This window comes from Mesorhizobium sp. M5C.F.Ca.IN.020.29.1.1, assembly GCF_003997375.1.
In the GTDB taxonomy this organism is placed as follows: Bacteria; Pseudomonadota; Alphaproteobacteria; order Rhizobiales; family Rhizobiaceae; genus Mesorhizobium; species Mesorhizobium wenxiniae.
The window spans coordinates 1-751 of sequence record NZ_RZSW01001104.1 but is presented as its reverse complement, the minus strand read 5'-3'; the positions used below and the strand labels follow the sequence as shown (position 1 = coordinate 751).

The following is a 751-nucleotide window of genomic DNA, read 5'->3' as shown; positions in this document are numbered from 1 at the left end:
CAACGAGCCGGACGCGGTGTCCGACGGCTTCGGCTTTGCGCCGCGGCTGTTGATCTCGACGGGCGGGCTTGCCGCTTCCGGTTTGATCCAGCCGGGCAGCCTGGTCGAGAACGCCTACAAGGTCCGCCTCCCCGGCGGCACCGGAGAGGCTCGCATAAAAGCCATTCAGGATCAGGCGGCGGAGGATTTTCCCGAGTCCGGCTGGTCGATCCGCACGCGCAGCAACGCAGCACCGGCGTTGTCTTCCAACATCGAACGGTTTTCGCAGTTCCTGACGCTGGTCGGGCTGACGGCGCTGGTGGTCGGCGGCATTGGCGTCGCCAATGCGGTGCGCGCCTATCTCGACGGCAAGCGCGGCGTCATCGCCACCTTCAAGAGCCTGGGGGCTTCGGGCGGTTTCGTCTTTGCCGTCTACCTCGTGCAGATCCTGATGATCGCCGCGCTCGGCATCACGCTCGGCGTTGTGCTTGGCGCGCTGATGCCGTTTGCGGCGAGCGCGGTTCTCCAGTCGGTTATTCCGGTGCCGGCGGAAGGTGGGTTCTATCCCGGCGCGCTCGGCATGGCGGCGCTGTTCGGGCTGCTGGTGACGCTGGCTTTCGCCTTGCTGCCGCTCGGCCGTGCGCGCGACGTGCCGGCGACGGCGTTGTTTCGCGAAATGGGTTTTGAGGGCCGCGGTTTTCCGCGCCCGCTCTACACGGCGGCGGCGCTCGGCATCGCGCTGCTCCTGGCGGCGCTGGCCATTCTGTTTTCC

At 67.4% G+C, this 751-nt stretch carries 1 protein-coding gene; it reads left to right on the top strand.

Translation table 11 applies throughout. The features are described from left to right. Positions 1–751, top strand: a 751-nt coding sequence (locus tag EOA85_RS36505; RefSeq protein WP_127212817.1) for an FtsX-like permease family protein, incomplete at both ends; no start/stop codon positions are given.